Annotated in this window: 10 protein-coding genes; 5 read left to right on the forward strand and 5 right to left on the reverse strand. The window is 71.1% G+C overall.

Features of this window, described 5'->3' with window-relative positions; genetic code table 11:
- Nucleotides 1-72: 72 nt before the first annotated feature.
- From glgX to FBY35_RS10755, 5 genes are all read left to right on the forward strand, one after another.
- The gene (gene glgX / locus FBY35_RS10735) at nucleotides 73-2,364 is read left to right on the forward strand and encodes a glycogen debranching protein GlgX (RefSeq protein ID WP_142213570.1); all 2,292 of its coding nucleotides are present in this window, start codon (nucleotides 73-75) and stop codon (nucleotides 2,362-2,364) included.
- A 72-nt stretch (nucleotides 2,365-2,436) separates the two neighbouring features.
- Nucleotides 2,437-4,284 (forward strand): ABC transporter ATP-binding protein, encoded by a 1,848-nt coding sequence (locus FBY35_RS10740; protein ID WP_142213571.1) that lies wholly within the window; start codon nucleotides 2,437-2,439, stop codon nucleotides 4,282-4,284.
- Entirely contained in the window at nucleotides 4,281-6,251 is a 1,971-nt protein-coding gene (locus FBY35_RS10745) for an ABC transporter ATP-binding protein (RefSeq protein ID WP_142213572.1), read from the forward strand. Before FBY35_RS10740 ends, FBY35_RS10745 begins: the two co-directional genes overlap by 4 nt.
- Nucleotides 6,252-6,428: 177 nt before the next feature.
- Nucleotides 6,429-6,656, forward strand: coding sequence for a hypothetical protein (locus FBY35_RS10750; RefSeq protein WP_142213573.1), 228 nt, complete (start codon nucleotides 6,429-6,431; stop codon nucleotides 6,654-6,656).
- A gap of 171 nt (nucleotides 6,657-6,827) precedes the next feature.
- Nucleotides 6,828-8,864 (forward strand): M4 family metallopeptidase, encoded by a 2,037-nt coding sequence (locus FBY35_RS10755; protein ID WP_142213574.1) that lies wholly within the window; start codon nucleotides 6,828-6,830, stop codon nucleotides 8,862-8,864.
- Between the two features lie 128 nt (nucleotides 8,865-8,992).
- On the opposite strand, the gene FBY35_RS10760 is transcribed toward FBY35_RS10755, so the two are convergent.
- The 5 genes from FBY35_RS10760 to FBY35_RS10780 all read right to left on the reverse strand — a co-directional run bounded on the left by FBY35_RS10760 (nucleotide 8,993) and on the right by FBY35_RS10780 (nucleotide 17,260).
- Nucleotides 8,993-11,668: a glycosyltransferase family 1 protein gene (locus FBY35_RS10760; protein WP_142213575.1), complete on the reverse strand. Its 2,676-nt coding sequence runs from the start codon at nucleotides 11,666-11,668 to the stop codon at nucleotides 8,993-8,995.
- A gap of 161 nt (nucleotides 11,669-11,829) precedes the next feature.
- Complete coding sequence (locus FBY35_RS10765) at nucleotides 11,830-13,116, reverse strand: FAD-dependent monooxygenase (protein ID WP_142213576.1); 1,287 nt, start codon at nucleotides 13,114-13,116, stop codon at nucleotides 11,830-11,832.
- Nucleotides 13,117-13,135: 19 nt separating this feature from the next.
- Complete coding sequence (locus tag FBY35_RS10770) at nucleotides 13,136-14,257, reverse strand: monodechloroaminopyrrolnitrin synthase PrnB family protein (protein WP_142213577.1); 1,122 nt, start codon at nucleotides 14,255-14,257, stop codon at nucleotides 13,136-13,138.
- 124 nt (nucleotides 14,258-14,381) lie between these two features.
- Entirely contained in the window at nucleotides 14,382-15,797 is a 1,416-nt protein-coding gene (locus FBY35_RS10775; RefSeq protein WP_142213578.1) for an MFS transporter, read from the reverse strand.
- Complete coding sequence (locus FBY35_RS10780) at nucleotides 15,794-17,260, reverse strand: 4-hydroxyphenylacetate 3-hydroxylase family protein (RefSeq protein WP_142213579.1); 1,467 nt, start codon at nucleotides 17,258-17,260, stop codon at nucleotides 15,794-15,796. Before FBY35_RS10780 ends, FBY35_RS10775 begins: the two co-directional genes overlap by 4 nt.
- Nucleotides 17,261-17,333 lie beyond the last annotated feature (73 nt).

The following is a 17,333-nucleotide window of genomic DNA, read 5'->3' on the forward strand; positions in this document are numbered from 1 at the left end:
TGGGGTGGCACGGCCGGGACGCCGTGGCACCACTGGAGCAGCGTGGCCCGACGAGCCGCGGGAGGCCGGCAGGTGTCGAGCGCAGCCGAGCAGGAGACAGTGCAGGAGGGGGTGCGGGCCGTTCGGCCCGGCCCGCTCCCGGCGGCCGGGGACACGGCCGAAGCCGCGGCCGGGGTCAACGGCCGCCACCGGGAGCCGGGCTCTCGCAGGCCGCCTGTGTGGCCGGGGGCACCGACGCCGCTCGGGGCCCGCTTCCGGGAGGGCCCGGACGGGGTCGCGGGGACCAACTTCGCGCTCTGGGCGGGTGGCGCGGAGGCGGTCGAGCTGTGCCTGTTCGACGACGGCGGCGCTTCTGCCGCGGAGACGCGGCTGCCGCTGACCGAGCTGACCCATGAGATCTGGCACGGCTTCGTGCCCGGGATCCGTCCCGGCCAGCGTTACGGCTTCCGGGTGCACGGGCGCTGGGACCCGTGGACGGGCGCCCGGTGGAATCCTGCCAAGCTGCTGCTCGATCCGTACGCACGGGCGGTGGACGGGGACTTCGCACTTCCCGCGGAGGTGTACGGGCACGTACGCGACTGGCCCCAGCAGCATGTCGCCGACACCGTCCGCGACGAACGGGACTCGGCCCCGCACGTGCCCAAGGGCGTGGTCGTCCATGACGACGACGACTGGGCGGACGACCGCAGGCCGAAGACCCCGTGGGCCGACTCGGTCATCTACGAACTGCACGTACGCGGCTTCACCAAGCTCCATCCGGGGATCCCCGACGAACTGCGCGGCACCTACGCCGGCCTCGCGCACCCGGCGGCGATCGAGCACCTCGTGCGGCTCGGGGTCACCGCGGTCGAACTCCTCCCGGTGCACCAGTACGCACACGAGGACCATCTGCTCAAGCGGGGGCTGCGCAACTACTGGGGCTACAACTCCATCGGGTACTTCGCGCCGCATGCGGCCTACTCGGCGAGCGGGACGCGGGGTGAGCAGGTCGGAGAGTTCAAGCGGATGGTGAAGGCGCTGCACGCCGCCGGGATCGAGGTCATCCTCGACGTGGTCTACAACCACACGGCGGAGGCCGGTGAGCTCGGTCCGACGCTGTCGCTGCGCGGCATCGACAACCGCGGCTACTACCGCCTGCAGTCCGACGCCCGGACGTACGCGGACTACACCGGCTGCGGCAACACCCTGCATGTGGTGCAGCCGCATGTGCTGCGGCTGATCACCGATTCGCTGCGCTACTGGGTGACCGAGATGGGCGTCGACGGCTTCCGCTTCGATCTGGCGGCCGCCCTGGCCCGCTCGATGCACGACGTCGACATGCTCTCCCCCTTCCTCGCGGTGATCGCCCAGGACCCGGTGCTGCGGCGGGTGAAGCTGATCGCCGAGCCGTGGGACGTGGGCAACGGCGGGTATCAGGTGGGCAGCTTCCCTCCGCTGTGGACGGAGTGGAACGACCGCTACCGCGACGCCGTACGGGACTTCTGGCGCGGCGCGCTGCCCGACGTACGCGACCTGGGATACCGGCTGTCCGGATCCAGCGATCTGTACGCATGGGGCGGACGGCGGCCGTACGCCTCCATCAACTTCGTCACCGCGCACGACGGGTTCACCCTGCGCGACCTCGTCAGTTACGAGCAGAAGCACAACGAGGCCAACGGGGAGGGCAACCGGGACGGCACCAACGACAACCGGTCCTGGAACTGCGGCGCGGAGGGCGAGACGGACAATCCGAACATCGATGCGCTACGGCGGCGCCAGGTGCGCAATCTGCTCACCACCCTGCTGCTGTCGACGGGGGTACCGATGCTGGTGGCGGGCGACGAGATGGGACGCACGCAGCGGGGCAGCAACAACGCGTACTGCCAGGACAACGAGGTCAGCTGGCTCGACTGGTCCCTGCTCGACCGCCCGGGACCGCGTGGTCTGCTGGAGCTGACCACCCGGCTGCTCGCCCTGCGAGGGGCCCACCCGGTGCTGCGCCGCCGGGCCTTCTTCTCGGGCCGCGCCCAGGCGGCGGACGGCCTGCGGGACCTCGCCTGGTTCACCCCGCACGGCACGGAGATGACGGAACGGGACTGGTATGCCCCGGCCTCGACGCTGGCGCTGTATCTGTCCGGCCGCGACATCCCGGGACGTGACGCGCGGGGAGCGCAGGTGACGGACGACAGCTTTCTGACCGTCCTGCACGCGACGGAACGTCCGACGAGCTTCCGGCTGCCGGACGCTCCCTGGGCGCAGGCGTACGAGCTGGTGGTGGACACCTCGCTGGAGGACCAGGAGTCCGCGCCCGGGACGGTGTTCGCGGGCGGGGAGAGCGTGACGGTGCCGGAGCGGTCGGTGCTGTTGCTGAGGGTCAGGAACTGACCGGCCGGATCCGGTTCGCCCGGCGCAAAACCAGATGAGCGATGTCAGTGGCGAACCGTAGGCTCGCGACTGATGCCCCCACAACATTCACCTGCCAAGGACCGATCGGCCGTGCGTTCACTGCTGCGGCTGTGGCCGTACGTACGTCCCATCCGGACCCGCCTGTTCAGTGCGGCATTTGTCGCCGTCGTGGCCTCCTGCCTGGGCCTGGTCATTCCCCTCGTACTGAAGTGGATCGTCGACGGCCCGGTGGCCGGGCGGGACCCCGGCGGGGTCTGGCTCGGGGCGCTGGCCCTGCTGCTGCTCGGACTCGCCGAGGCGGGGCTCTTCGGCTTCCGGCGCTGGCTGGTGGCCCGGCCGCTCGCCGGAGTCGAGGCGTCGATGCGGGCCGACCTCTACCGGCATCTCCAGCGGCTGCCGGTGGCCTTCCACGACCGCTGGGCCTCGGGCCAGCTGCTCTCGCGCGGCACGACGGACCTGATGCTGGTGCGGATGTTCCTGGCGTTCCCGCTGACCTTTCTGCTGGTCAACGGGACCACGATCCTGGTCGGCTTCATTATCTTGCTGGGGCAGCAGTGGAGCCTCGGCCTCGTGCTGCTCGCGCCGATCGTGCCGCTGGTGATCCTGTGCTCGCTCTTCGAGACGCGGTACGCGATCGTGGCGCGGCAGGCACAGGACCAGGTCGGCGATCTGACCACGGTGGTCGAGGAGAGCGTGCTCGGCATTCGCATCGTCAAGGGCTTCGGCCGTCATCGCAGCCAGGCGCTCGCCTTCCGGGAGCTGGCGCGGCGGCTGCGCGGCACCGAACTCGGCAAGGCGAGGCTGCTGGCCGGGATCTGGGCGCTGATCACGACCATCCCCGAGGTGGCCATCGGCGCCGCACTGGTGCTGGGCACCGTCCAGGTCGCGGACGGCGGCCTGTCGGCGGGCACGCTGGTGGCGTTCCTGTCGACGGCGCTCGCGCTGCGGTGGCCGGTGGAGTCGATCGGCTTTCTGCTGGCGATGAGCCAGGAGGCGGCGACCGCGACGGAACGGTACTTCGAGGTGATGGACGCGCGGGAGGAGTCGGACACCGTCCCTGTGCACAAGGCGGTCCCGGGCGGGGCGGTGCCGAAGGACGCGATGGTGGCAAAGGACGCGGCAGGGCTGCGGTTCGAGGCCGTCGAATTCCGCTACCCGGACGCGCCCGCGGACGCCCCGCCCGTGCTCGCCCGCATCGATCTGCGCATACGGCCCGGCGAGACGATGGCCCTGGTGGGCGGGACCGGAAGCGGAAAGACCACCCTGACCGCGCTGGTACCGCGACTGCACGAAGTGACCGCCGGGCGGATCACGCTCGACGGTGAGGACATCGCCGCGATGCCACGGGAGCGGCTGCGTGAGCTGGTGTCGGTGGCCTTCGAGGAGCCGACGCTCTTCTCGGCGAGCGTCGGCGAGAACGTGCTGATGGGCGCGGAGGGCGCGGACGACGGCGAGTTGGGGCGCGCGCTGGAGGTGGCGCAGGCCGGTTTCGTCGGTTCGCTGCCGCACGGCGTCGACACCCAGGTCGGCGAGCAGGGCCTCAGCCTCTCGGGCGGCCAGCGCCAACGGCTCGCCCTGGCCCGGGCGGTGGTCGGCCGGCCGCGTTTCCTGGTGCTCGACGATCCGCTGTCCGCGCTCGACGTGCATACGGAGGCCCTGGTGGAGGCCGCATTGCGGCGCGTGCTCGAGGACACGACGGCCCTGGTGGTGGCGCACCGCCCGTCGACGGTGATGCTGGCTGACCGGGTGGCGCTGCTGTCGGAGGGCAGGATCGCGGCGGTCGGTACGCATCAGGAACTGCTGCGGACGAACGCGGAGTACGCGTGGCTGATGTCGGGAGCGGACGCCGACGCCGACGCCGACGCCGACCGTGCTCACGCCGAGGAGGGGGTCCGATGACGTCGTCGACGACCACGACGCCGTACGCCGACGACGGGGAGGAGACGGCCGGTGCCGGCTCCGCCCCCGCGTCTCAGGAGTCCCCGAGCACGTCCGGGGCGTCCGATGCCTCTGGCGCGTCCGGCACGTCCGGCGCGTCCGGCGCGTCCGGCGCGTCCGGCGCGTCCGGCGGGGACGATCCTTTCGACCGGGACGCCCTGCCCGCGCCCGAAGGGGCAACCCGTGCATTGCTCGGTTCGCTCCTCGCGCCCCGCCGCGGACGCGTCGTCCTCGCCGCCCTGCTCCTGCTGCTCCAACAGGCCGCCGTCCAGGCCGGGCCACTGCTCGTCGCGTACGCCATCGACCGCGGCGTGCCCGCCTTCCGCCGGGACGACTACGGGCCGCTGATCGCCGTCGCCGCCGGGTACGCGGTGTGCGCGCTGGGCGCCGGGCTGCTGCAGTACTCCTTCATCCGCGCCTCCGCACGCGTCAATCAGGACGTGCTGCTCGACCTGCGCGGCCGGATCTTCCGCCATGCGCAGGCCCTCAGCGTCGACTTCCACGAGCGCTACACCTCCGGCCGCCTGATCTCGCGGTCCACCACCGATGTGGAGTCCTTGCGTGAGCTGCTCAGCGAGGGTCTCCAAGAGCTGATCATGGTGGTCCTCGCCTTCGTCTACATCTCCGCGATGCTGCTCTGGCTGGATCTCGGGCTCGGCGGGCTCGCGGTGCTCTCCTTCGTGCCGCTGTACCTGCTCGTACGGCTCTACCAGCGGCGCGCCAAGGCCGTCTACAGCACGCGCTCCACGGCGACCGCCGCGGTCATCGTGAAGTTCGCGGAGACGATGAACGGCATCCGGCCGGTGCGGGCATTCAGACGTGAGCGGGCCAACGAGGCCGAGTTCCAGGTACTCAACCACCGACACGAGCGCAGCAACGGCGACGCGCTGCTCGAGATGGCGCGCTATGTCGTCGGATCCCGGCTCGTGGCCAACACGGCAGTGGCCGGAATCGTGCTGTGGGGTGCCTACCGGGTCGCGGCGGGGACCCTGGCGCTGGGTGTGCTGGCCGCATCCGTGCTCTATCTGCGGCGGCTGTACGACCCGATCGACCGGCTCGGGATGTTCCTCAACTCCTATCAGTCCGCCGCGGCTTCGCTGGACAAGATCGCCGGACTGCTGGCCCAGGTCCCGTCCGTGCCCGAGGCCCAGAGCCCCAAGGTGCTGCCCGTCCTGGCCTCCGACCACCCGGGGCGCGAGGTCGTCTTCGACGGTGTCCGCTTCGCCTACCGCGCCGGTGGCGAGGTGCTGCCCCGCTTCGACCTGACGATCCCGGCGGGCCAGACGGTCGCGGTCGTCGGTTCCACCGGCGCGGGCAAGTCCACCCTGGCGAAACTGCTCGCCCGCTTCTACGACCCGACCGAGGGGCAGGTCCTCATGGACGGCGTCGACATACGGGATCTGGCCATGCCCGAACTGCGGCGCGGGGTGGTCATGGTGACCCAGGAGGCGTTCCTCTTCTCCGGGACGGTCGCGGAGAACATCGCGATCGGGCGGCCGGACGCCGGCCGCGAGGAGATCGAGCGGGCGGCGAAGGCGATCGGCGCGCACGACTTCATCGCGGGACTGCCGGACGGCTACGACACGGACGTACGCAAACGAGGCGGCCGCATCTCGGCGGGCCAGCGCCAACTGGTCGCCTTCGCCCGCGCGCTGCTGGCCGACCCGGCGGTGCTGATCCTCGACGAGGCGACGAGCTCCCTGGACATCCCGGGCGAACGGGCGGTGCAGCGCGCGATGGACACGGTGCTGCACGGGCGCACGGCGGTGGTGATCGCGCACCGGCTGTCGACGGTGGAGATCGCGGACAGGTTACTGGTGATGGAACACGGGCGGGTGGTGGAGGACGGCACGCCGGGCGAACTGATTGCGGGTGAGGGGAGGTTTGCGGGGCTGCACAGGGCGTGGCGGGACAGTGTAGTGAGCTGAGACACTGCTCGGCCGGCGGATCGCCACCTCGCCGCCCGCCTCCACGATGGCGCCGCTGTACCGGCATGTGCCGGGCAAGGGGGCGTCCGGCTGATGACGGACGCGGTCTGCGGCGAGGAACCAAGGGATCGGTTCAGGCCGACCGGCGTGAGGGGCTGAGCCGGCCCCGCGCCGGCAGTGGGCCGTCTGCGGCCGCCGTCCGTGGGCGGCTGCGGCGATGGCTTCGTTCACCGGGCCGATCGTTTCACCAACGCGATGAGGTACACCGAGTGGGTGCTGAGCGACCTGACGGACATGGCTGACGCGCTGTCAGATATTCAAACGTACGTGGCGCCCTTCGCTGAATTCGGGCTCGCGCGAACGCTCGACGACTTCGCGATGATGATCGGCGAAATGTCCGCTTAACGAACATGACACTTCAGGCACCGGACGATTTCCGGCCAACCTGTTGACGCGCTCCTGACAGGAGCCGTTCGCTGCTGGCACTCTTCCCCCGATCGACGCTCCACAGCTGCGCACGCTCTGCCCGGCCGACCCACCCAGTCGGCCGGTACCCCCCTCGCAGAAGGAGTTCGCGTGAGACCCACGCCTCGCCGGCGCACCACCGCGACCGGAGCTCTCATAGCCACTGCTGCCCTCCTGGTGGTCGGTTTTCAGACCGGCACCTCATCCGCCGACTCAGCGTCAACCGCCGTGCCGGCGGCGGCGAAAGCGGGGAAGGCCGACCCCGGCGCCCTGCCGCTGAAGCTCTCCCCCGCCCAGCGGGCGGAGCTGATCCGCAAGCAGAGCGCCACCACGGCGGCCACCGCCAAGGAACTGGGCCTGACCGCCCAGGAGAAGCTGGTCGTCCGGGACGTCACCCAGGACCGCGACGGCACCACGCACACGCGCTACGAGCGCACCTACGCCGGACTCCCGGTCCTCGGCGGTGACCTGGTCGTCGCCGAGAACAAGTCGGGCGCCACCGAGTCGGTCAGCAAGGCGTCTGCCGCGACGCTCAAGAACGTGGACACCAGCGCCGATGTCGCCCCGGCCGCCGCCGAGAAGCAGGCGCTGGGCGCGGCCAGGGCACAGGGCGCGGCCAGGACCAAGGCCGACCGTGCGCCGCGCAAGGTGGTCTGGATGGCCAAGGGATCGCCGACTCTCGCGTACGAGACGGTCGTCGGCGGCCTCCAGCACGACGGCACGCCGAACGAGCTGCACGTCGTCACCGACGCCACCACCGGCGCGAAGCTCTTCGAGTGGCAGGCCGTCGAGAACGGCACCGGCAACACGCAGTACAGCGGCCAGGTGACCCTCGGCTCCACGCAGTCGGGCTCGACGTACAACCTGACCGACGCCGGCCGCGGCAGCCACAAGACGTACAACCTGAACCACGGCTCCAGCGGCACCGGCACCCTGTACTCGGGTCCGGACGACACCTGGGGCAACGGCCAGGCCTCCGACCCGGAGACCGCCGGCGCGGACGCCGCCTACGGCGCCGGACTGACCTGGGACTACTACAAGAACGTGCACGGCCGCTCCGGCATCCGCGGTGACGGCGTCGGCGCGTACTCCCGCGTCCACTACGGCAACAACTACGTCAACGCGTTCTGGCAGGACAGCTGCTTCTGCATGACCTACGGCGACGGCTCGGGCAACGCCAAGCCGCTCACCTCCATCGACGTCGCCGCGCACGAGATGACGCACGGCGTCACCGCGGCCACCGCGAAGCTCGTCTACAGCGGCGAGTCCGGCGGTCTCAACGAGGCGACCTCCGACATCTTCGCCGCCGCCGTCGAGTTCTACGCCAACAACGCCCAGGACAAGGGCGACTACCTGGTCGGCGAGAAGATCGACATCAATGGCGACGGCACCCCGCTGCGCTACATGGACAAGCCGAGCAAGGACGGCGCGTCCAAGGACGCCTGGTACTCGGGTATCGGCGGCATCGACGTCCACTACTCCTCGGGCCCGGCGAACCACTGGTACTACCTGCTCTCCGAGGGCAGCGGACCCAAGACCATCAACGGGGTCAACTACGACTCCCCGACCTCCGACGGTCTGCCCGTGACCGGCATCGGCCGGGACAAGGCGTCGCTGATCTGGTTCAAGGCGCTCACCACGAAGTTCAACTCCACCACGAACTACGCGGGCGCCCGTACGGGCACCATCGCGGTCGCGACGGAGCTGTACGGAGCCACCAGCGCCGAGGTCAAGTCCGTGACCGACGCGTGGGCCGGCATCAACGTCGGCGCCCGCCCCGGCGGCGGCGACCCCGATCCGGGCACGGTGTTCGAGAACACCACTGACGTGGCCATCCCGGACAACGGCGCCGCGGTGAGCTCGCCGGTCACCGTCACCGGCCGCACCGGCAACGCCCCCAGCACCCTCAAGGTCGGCGTGGACATCATCCACACCTGGCGCGGCGACCTCGTGGTCGACCTGGTCGCACCGGACGGATCGGTCTACAACCTCAAGCCGTTCAGCGGCTCCGACTCCGCCGACAACGTCCAGGCCACGTACACCGTCAACGCCTCCTCCGAGGTCGCCAACGGCACCTGGAAGCTCCGCGTCCAGGACAAGGCCGCCTGGGACACCGGCTACATCAACAGCTTCAAGCTCACCTTCTGAGGCTTGACGCGAAGTAACGGAAGTAACGCAAGGAAGCTGCCCGGGGCGAGTCCCCGGGCAGCTTTCGCGTTCGGCGGGCGACGGAAACGGCGAACGGCCTCCGTCCGTGCCGGCAAAACTCCCCCGCCTCAGCGCATCAGCACACCCGCGCCCTCCCCCGTCGCCTCGGTCGGCAGCGCCACCAAACCCAGATCGGCGCTGGTCGCGAGCAGCGGATGAGCAGGCAGGATGCGCACCGTATAGCCGAACGGGCCCGTGCGGTCCAGCGCGAGCGGGCCCTCGTAGACCCAGCGGCCCTCCAGGTCGGGGCCGCCTGTCGGCTTGAGCGGGAAGGTCTGGGCGTCGGCGATCGCGTCGTCGGAGTCGACGCGGCCGGCCACCGCCTGCACCTCCACGTCGTCCGGCTGGAGTTCGCCGAGTGCGACCCGTACTCGCAGCGCCAGCGTGGATCCCAGTTCGGCCGTTCCCCCTGCCGCCGACTGCTCCAGCGCCTCCACATGGTCGACGGCCACGTGCGGCCAGCTCACCCGCACCCGGCCCTTCCAGGACGCCAGCTCCCGAGCGGTCTCGGCGTTCAGGGACCGGTGGGCCCGGGCGGCCGGGGCGTACAGACGCTCGACGTACTCCCGGACCATGCGGCCCGCGAGCACCTTGGGGCCGAGCGTGGTCAGCGTGCGCCGGACCATCTCGATCCAGCGCTGCGGCAGCCCGCCCGCGCCCCGGTCGTAGAAGCGGGGCGCCACCCGGTTCTCGATCAGCTCGTACAGCGCGCCCGCCTCCAGCTGGTCACGCCGGTCCTCGTCCGTCGCCGAGCCGTCGGCCGTCGGGATCGCCCAGCCGAAGTCCGGCTCGAACCACTCGTCCCACCAGCCGTCGAGTACGGACAGGTTGAGGCAGCCGTTGAGCGCGGCCTTCATTCCGCTGGTGCCGCACGCCTCCAGCGGCCGCAGCGGGTTGTTCAGCCAGACGTCGCAGCCCGGGTAGAGCTTCTGCGCCATCGCCATCCCGTAGTCGGGCAGGAAGACGATCCGGTGACGCACCCGCGGATCGTCGGCGAACCGCACCAGCTCCTGGACGAGCCGCTTGCCGCTGTCGTCCGCCGGATGCGCCTTGCCCGCGACGACGATCTGCACCGGCCTGGTCGGATGCAGCAGCAGCTCCATCAGCCGGTCGCGGTCGCGCAGCATGAGCGTGAGCCGTTTGTACGAGGGGACCCGTCGGGCGAAGCCGATGGTGAGGACGTCGGGGTCGAGCACCCCGTCGATCCAGCCCAGCTCGGCCGCCCCCGCACCCCGCTGTCGCCAGGAGGCCCGCAGCCGCTCCCGTACCTCCAGGACCAGCTGTTCGCGCAGCTCACGGCGCAGCTCCCAGATGTCGGCGTCCGGGATGTCCGCGACGGCGTCCCAGCGCTGGGAGCCGCCGACGGACAGGACGTCCTCGGCACGACTGGTGCCGATCTGGCGCGCGCCGAGCCGGAACACCTCGGGCGCCACCCAGGTCGGCGCGTGCACGCCGTTGGTGACGGAGGTGATGGGCACCTCTTCGGCGTCGAAGCCGGGCCACAGCCCGGCGAACATGCCGCGGCTGACGGCCCCGTGGAGGGTGGACACACCGTTGGCGCGCTGGGCGAGCCGCAGGCCCATGACCGCCATGTTGAAGAGGTTGGGCTCGCCTCCCGGATAGGTCTCCATGCCGAGCTGGAGCACCTTCTCGACCGGGACTCCGGGCAGCTCTCCGCGCTCCCCGAAGTGGCGGGCGACGAGTTCGCGGTCGAAGCGGTCGATCCCGGCGGGCACCGGCGTGTGGGTGGTGAACACGGTTCCGGCACGCACCGCTTCGAGCGCGGCGTCGAAGTCGAGCCCCTGGCCGCCGCGTTCCTGGGGCTCTCCCAGTTCGCGGATGCGCTCCAGACCGAGGAAGCCGGCGTGTCCCTCGTTGGTGTGGAACACCTCGGGCGCGGGATGGCCGGTGAGGCGGCAGTAAGCCCGCACCGCCCGTACGCCCCCGATGCCCAGCAGCATCTCCTGGAGCAGCCGGTGCTCGCTGCCACCGCCGTAGAGCCGGTCGGTGACATCGCGCTCGCCGGGGCCGTTCTCCTCGACGTCCGAGTCGAGCATCAGCAGCGGTACGCGGCCGACCTGCGCCATCCAGATGTGCGCGCGCAGCGAGCGCCCGCCGGGCAGCGCGAGGGACACCAGGCAGGGTGTCCCGTCGGGCTCCCGCAGCAGGCTGACGGGCAGTTCGTTGGGGTCGAGCAGCGGATAGTGCTCCTGCTGCCAGCCGTCTCGGGAGAGGGACTGGCGGAAGTAGCCGTGGCGGTAGAGCAGCCCGACGCCGATCAGCGGCACACCGAGGTCGCTCGCGGCCTTGAGATGGTCGCCGGCCAGGATGCCCAGGCCGCCGGAGTACTGGGGCAGTGCCGCGGTGACGCCGAACTCGGGCGAGAAGTAGGCGACCGCTGCGGGGAATTCGGCTTCTTCGGGGGCATGGTCCCCGAGGGAGCGATTGTGTGCCTGGTACCACCTGCCACCGTGCAGGTAGTCGTCCAGGTCGTCGGCGACGGCGGCGAGCCGGCGCAGAAAGCGCCGGTCCCCGGCCAGTTCCGCCAGCCGGGCTGCGGACACTGATCCGAGCAGTCGTACGGGATCTCGTCCCGCCGCCTGCCAGCCGTCGGGGTCGACGGCCTGGAAGAGGTCACGGGTCTCGGTGTGCCAGGACCAGCGCAGATTGCGCGCCAGTTCACTGAGCGGGAGGAGTGGTTCGGGGAGGACGGGGCGGACGGTGAATCGACGAATGGCCTTCACGGGTTCCACCTTCGCAGGGGAGGTACGCATCCGAGGGGACGCACGACGGTGTGCGTCCTTTTCCGTCTCGACAGACGGTAGTGGTACCCCGCCCTCCTCAACCACGGCGCGCGCCGGTCCCATGGGCGGGCGCCGGTGCATTCAGCACGCCGGAGGGGTGTTCAGCGCGGCGAGCGAACCGCCAGGTGATAGGGAGAGCCCTGGTTGACGGTCCCCGGGTCGAAGGCCCCGGTGGCCGCGTACCGGGCGGCGATCTCGGCGCGTTCCCACTGGGGGATCACCTCGTCGATGTCGGTGAAGCCGCCGGGGGCGCGCTCGTGGGCGAGGTTGATGACGATCTCGGGGCCGAGGTCGCGGTTCGCCCGCTGGAGTTCGGTCATCGCGGGCCTGCGTTCGGCCTCGTACGCGGCGAGCGCGTGTGCGGGGTCGCGGTGCAGGGCCATCGCGTGGCCGAGCGCGCGGGCGTCGACGACGGACTGGGTCGCGCCGTTGGATCCGATCGGGTACATGGCGTGGGCCGCGTCGCCGATCAGCGTCGTACGGCCGACGGACCAGCGCTCCAGCGGTTCGCGGTCCACCATCGGGTACTCGAAGGCGCCTTCGGCGGCCCGTAGCACCTCAGGGACGCTGACGCCGTCGAAGTCCCAGCCCTCGTAGTGGTGCAGGAACTTCTCGACAGGGACCCTCCGGTTCCAGTCTCCGCGCGTAGCGCCGCCTACGGTGTCGGCGGGCATCGCGAGCGCCCAGTTGACCAGCACCTCGCCGCTGTCCTTGTCGGGCTCGGTCATCGGGTAGACCACGGCCTTCTGGAGGTCGTCGCCCGCGATCAGCATGAAGCTGCCGTCCTGGTGGGCGGGCATCCATGAGACACCGCGCCAGATGAGCATGCCGTTCCAGGGCGGCTCGCCCTCGCCCGGGTTGAGCGCGGCGCGCACCGTGGAGCGGATGCCGTCGGCGCCGATGAGGACGTCGGGTTCGAGGGAGGCCCTGCCGCGCCGGGCACCGTCGCGGTGTTCGAGCTGGACTCTGGGGCGGCAGTCGACAAGCGGTTCGAGGCCGGTGACTCTGACGCCGCCGACGATCGCGCCGGGGCCGAGCCGGGCGCGTACCGCGTCGGCGAGGGCGCGGTGGAGTTCGCCGCGCTGTATGGAGAGCTGGGGCCAGTGGTAGCCGGCGCCGAGGCCGCGCGGCTCGCGGGAGATGAGGCTGCCGCTGCGGTGGTAGTAGCGCAGCTCCCGGGTGCGTACGGAGCACTCCTCCAGCCGGTCGAGCAGCCCGAGCGCGTCGAGTTCGCGCACCGCGTTGGGCATGATGTTCAGCCCGGCGCCGGCCGGCCGCAGGTCGCGGACCGTCTCGACGACGGTGATCCGTTCGAATCCGGCGGCGTGCAGGGCGAGTGCCGCAGCGAGTCCGGCGATTCCACCGCCGGCGATCATGATGTGGGGCATGGAGGACCTCCAGGGACGGTCAGGCGACGGGGGTGCGCGGCCGCTCGGTCGAACGGCGTACGAGGGTCTCGTTGTCCCGGGTCAGATCGAGTACCGAGCGGAGCAGCTCGATGGGGGCTCCGCCGCTGCCCACGTCGTACAGCCGCACGTCCTCGCTGTACGCCTTGCGGGCGAGGGTGAAGTGGCGGGCCCGGAAGGTCTTGAGGATGCGCAGCACGCGGGCGAGGGAGACGGCGGACGCGGCAAGCTGTGGCGGCAGCCGGTGGGCCGCCTCCCAGCTGATGGCGGCCGAGAGTTTGGAGACGGCGGAGGTGCCGGCCTTGTGCGCGGCGTAGTGGGCGCGCCAGGAAGGGAGGCTGTAGCGCACCGAGTCGTCGAGGAAGGCGTCGTAGGCGGGGTTGCTGCGGTCGCACTGCCACAGCGTCAGATCGACCAGCCAGAGCGGCACCTGGGCGGCGGCCGGGCCGAGGTAGTCGGTGCCCCCGACGTCGATCTCCTCGAAGTAGGAGCGCATCCGGGTGGCGAAGAAGACCGGCGAGACATTGGCGATGGTGAAGTCGATGGAGTCGACCATGGACTGCACATGCTGGGCGGTGCGGTCGAGCGCGAGGGCGAAGCCCGGTTCGTAGGGCTCACAGCGGGCGAGTTGGGCGCAGGTGTCGAGCGCCGCCACCAGGCTGGGGAAGGCCATCCGGACCGCGTCCTGGAGATGGCTCTCCATGATGTCGCCGGTGTACATCCGCTGCCGGGCGCCGAGGGGATTCCAAGCCGTGTAGTGGTGCACGGTGTCGCGCGGCACCATGTCGGTGCGCCGGCCCAGCTCTTCGAGCACCGGCAGGACTTCGGGCACCGCCGCAACGGGCTCGACGCCGTGCCGTTTGAGCGATCCGAGGAGGATGCCGAGGTCGCGCATCGCGGCGAGCGCGTCGGTGATGCCGAGCGCGGCGACCCGTTCGGGCTCGGGCACCAGGGTGCGCAGGGCGACGGTGAGCGCGGGCACATCGGCGTCGGCGTTCATCGCGGGCAGCGCTGCGAGCAGCGCGTCGGCGCCGAGCGGGTCGGCCGCCCGTATCTCGGCTATCCGGTAGCGCGGATCGCAGCGCAACAGGAGACCGGGCGCGACTAGGTCGTACAAGGTCAACGGAATGCCCCCCTCGGGCAACGTCGGTTCAGTGGGTGGGATGCGGCGCGTTTGCTCACGTCACGCCCTCACCGGTCGCTTTCGCCGCCTGCGTACGCCTACCCGCACGCACTCGCCGCATTGGTCACTCCACGGGGCCGCCCACACGGCCTGGGCGCGGTGGCGCCGGGACGGGTCCGGGCAGGCGCAGTCGTACGCAGAGCAGGACGGCCAGTGCGGCGAACGCTGCGCCGGCCAGCAGCGCGGAGCGGAAGCCGGAGGTCTGGGCGGCGGCCGAGGAGCCGCCTTGCGCGGTGGCCACCGCCACCAGGACGGCAAGACCGAGCACCGAGCCGAACTGCTGGCTGGTGTTGACGAGTCCGGAGGCGAGGCCGGTCTCCTCGGGCGCGGCCTCGGCGGTGGCGGCGACATTGGTGGTGACCATGACCAGCGGCAGGGCGGCGCCGAGGACCAGGCTGGGTGCCAGGACCGTCGTGGCGAAGGTTCCGTCGGCGGACAGGGCGAGCGCCAGCCACACCATGCCCGCGAGGAGCAGCCCGAAGCCGGCGGTCATGGTCGCTCTGAGCCCGATCCGGACGATGAGACGACCGGTCTGCGGGGCGACGGCGACGACCACCAGCGACAGTGGCAGCAGTCCGAGTCCGCCGGTCAGCGGGGAACGGTCGAGAACGCTCTGCAGATAGAGGCTGACCAGGAAGAACATCGGAAACAGCGCCATCTGGGCCAGTGCGCTGAGGATATTGGCGTCCCGCAGCGCTGGCCGCCGCAGCACGGCGGGCGGCACCAGAGGGCCAGGGACCCTCGACTCCAGTACGGCGAAGGCCGCGAGCAGGACCAGACCCGCACCGCCGGCCAGGAGGGTCCGTGTGCTGGTCCACCCGGACTCGCCCGCGCCGACGAGTGCGTACGCCACCAGCCCGAGGCCGCCGGTGGCCGTGATTGCTCCGCCGAGGTCGAAGCCGGGCCGTGCGCTGCGCGTCCCCCCGTCGAGAACGCGCAGTGCGAGCAGTCCTATGACCAGGGCGAGGAGCACATTGAGCCAGAAGGTGGAGCGCCAGCCGAGCAGATCGGTGAGCACTCCGCCGAGCACGGTGCCCAGCACCCCGCCCAGCCCGCCCATCGCGGCGAAGGCGCCCAGCGCCTTGTGCCGTCCGGGCCCGTTCGGGAAGAGGTGGAGCAGCAGGGCGAACGCCGCGGCGGCGGCGAAGGCGGCCCCCGCTCCCTGCACGGAGCGCGCGGCGATCAGGGCGCCCGGTGTCGTGGCGAGAGCGCCGGCCGCGGATGCGGCGGCCAGCAGTCCCAGGCCGGCGAGGTAGAGCCGGCGGTGGCCGAGGAGATCGGCCAGGCGCCCGCCGAGCAGCAGCAGTCCGCCGAAGGTGATGAGGTAGCCGTTGGCCACCCAGGACAGCCCGGCCGAGCCGGAGCCGAGGTCGTCGCCGACCGACGGCAGGGCGACGTTGACGATGGCCGTGTCCGTGATCAGCAGCAGCTGGGTGGAGGCGAGCAGCCCGAGCGCGGCGCCCGGACGGGCCGAGGTCACCGGCCGGTCCCCGGGCCCTGGTCCAGTCCGGGGCCCACGCTCTGGTCCAGTCCGTAACCGTCGAGACAGGCCTGGGCCAGTTCCTCGCAGCTGTCCGCGCCGCCCGCCCACGTCTGCATGGTCAGATAGACGTGCGGGGCGCCGTGGTAGAAGCGCTCGTACTGCTCGTGGCGTCCGGCGAATTCCGAACCGAGTGCGTCCCAGACGAGTTTGAGCAGCTTGACCCGGTCCTCGGCCGGGGTGCCGGGAGCGCGCAGATATTTCCTCAGGACCGGCCCGAGCTGCGGGTGCAGCAGATCCCCGCCGGAGGCCGGGAGCTGGATGACGCCGCCGCCCGCGAGCAGCTTGATCTCCTGGACCGCGCGCGGGTAGAGCTCACCGGCCATGATGCGCTGGGCGAAGGAGATCTCCCGGCCGGGCATGACGCCGCCGCGGCCGCCGTCGACCTGCTCGTGGCTCGCCTCGGCGGCCAGTACGAACGCCTTGGCCTGGGCGACCATGCCGAGCAGGCGCCCGACCGACTGGGTGACGGCGGGCAGGCGGCAGGTGTTGTTGGCGCGTGTCAGCAGGATGGCGAGGCCGGTGAGGAATTCGAGCTTGGTCCAGAAGCGGGTGGCCGCCTGGTGGCTGAAGTTGAGATAGGCGGGGGTGTCCCACCACATCGCCGCGGTGGCCTCGGCACTGCGGTAGGTCAGCACCCGCTCCCACGGTACGAAGACCTCGTCACAGACCAGCAGCGCGTCGTTCTCGTCGAAGCGCGAGGAGAGCGGGTTGTCGAAGACGCTGCGGGCCTGTGCCTCGTACGAAGCACGCGAGTGGAGGGTCAGGCCCGGTGTGGCGACGGGTACCGAGAAGCACAGCGCGTGCTCCGTGTCCTCGGGCGCCAGTGGCTCGATCGTGCCGACGAGCACCTCGTCGGCGAAGACGGCCCCGCTGCCGATCGTCTTGGCGCCGCTCACCACGATCCCGTCGTCCTTCTCGGCGACGACCCGCACCGCCAGGTCGTCCTCTCCCTCGCCGGACTGCGGGTTGGTGAGGGTGAAGGCCGCGTACAGATCGTCTTCGGCGAGTCTGCGGTGGTACGCGAGGGCGTTGTCGGCGCCGTCGAAGGAGTCGGTGGTGAAGACCTGGGGCAGGGCGGCGAATCCCGCGGCTCCGCCCGCCATGTAGTCGGGCGTACGCCCGAGGAAGCCGAAGCTCGACTCGGTCCACACCTTGTAGGCGTGCCGCCGGGCGACCAGGTCGTCGTAGGAGCGCGGCACGGCGAAGGCGCGGTGGATGCCGCCGGAGGTGAGGGCAGGGGTGTGCCCGGAGTCGTGCGCCAGGTCGTAGAGGTGCGCGACCGACGCCGCGGTGTTGCGGAAGGCGGCATGGCGGGTGACGTCCTTGACCCGTTCGCCGTCGAGCCACACCTCACGCCCGTCACACAGCGATGCGAGGTATTCCTGGCCGGACCTGGTCAACGTCTCTCCTCAAACGGAATGTCCCCCGACACAGCCGAGCCTCGCTCCAGCCATGGACAGTGGGCAATGAACG

This window comes from Streptomyces sp. SLBN-118, from assembly GCF_006715635.1.
In the GTDB taxonomy this organism is placed as follows: domain Bacteria; phylum Actinomycetota; class Actinomycetes; order Streptomycetales; family Streptomycetaceae; genus Streptomyces.

Coding starts and splice junctions, on each gene's coding strand:
- FBY35_RS10740 (WP_142213571.1), top strand. CDS start 2,437: ATGCCCCCACAACATTCACCTGCCAAGGACCGATCGGCCGTGCGTTCA.
- FBY35_RS10745 (WP_142213572.1), top strand. CDS start 4,281: ATGACGTCGTCGACGACCACGACGCCGTACGCCGACGACGGGGAGGAG.
- FBY35_RS10765 (WP_142213576.1), bottom strand. CDS start 13,116: ATGCCCCACATCATGATCGCCGGCGGTGGAATCGCCGGACTCGCTGCG.